1 protein-coding gene is annotated in these 368 nt (G+C 77.2%); it reads left to right on the plus strand.

Features of this window, described 5'->3' with window-relative positions; translation table 11 throughout:
• Positions 1 to 368, plus strand: a 368-nt coding sequence (locus tag BIU95_RS12470; RefSeq protein WP_302846967.1) for a M17 family peptidase N-terminal domain-containing protein, incomplete at both ends; no start/stop codon positions are given.

Genomic DNA, 368 nt, shown 5'->3' on the forward strand with positions numbered 1-368 from the left:
GGTCGACGCCCTCGCCGACCTCGACCTCGCCGCGATCGGGGTCACCGGCGCGAAGGACCAGCTCGTCCGACTCCCCGCCTCCGGTGTCGGGGCGAAGTCGGTCGCGCTGATCGGCCTCGGCTCCGCCACGGGCGCCGCCGCGATCCGTGCAGCCGCCGGCAGCGCGGTCCGACAGCTCCCCCGCGTCGACTCGATCACGCTGGCACTGCCCACCGACTCCGCCGAGCTCGTCGAAGCCGCCCTCGAGGGCGCGGCGCTCGGCGCGTACGCCTTCACGCGCCACAAGGGCACCGGCACCAAGGCCCCGGCCCGTGGCGACCAGCGCATCGAGGTCGTCGCCCCCGCCGACGTCGCCGCCGACGCCGCGG

Source organism: Curtobacterium sp. MCBA15_007 (assembly GCF_001864905.1).
Classification (GTDB): domain Bacteria; phylum Actinomycetota; class Actinomycetes; order Actinomycetales; family Microbacteriaceae; genus Curtobacterium; species Curtobacterium poinsettiae.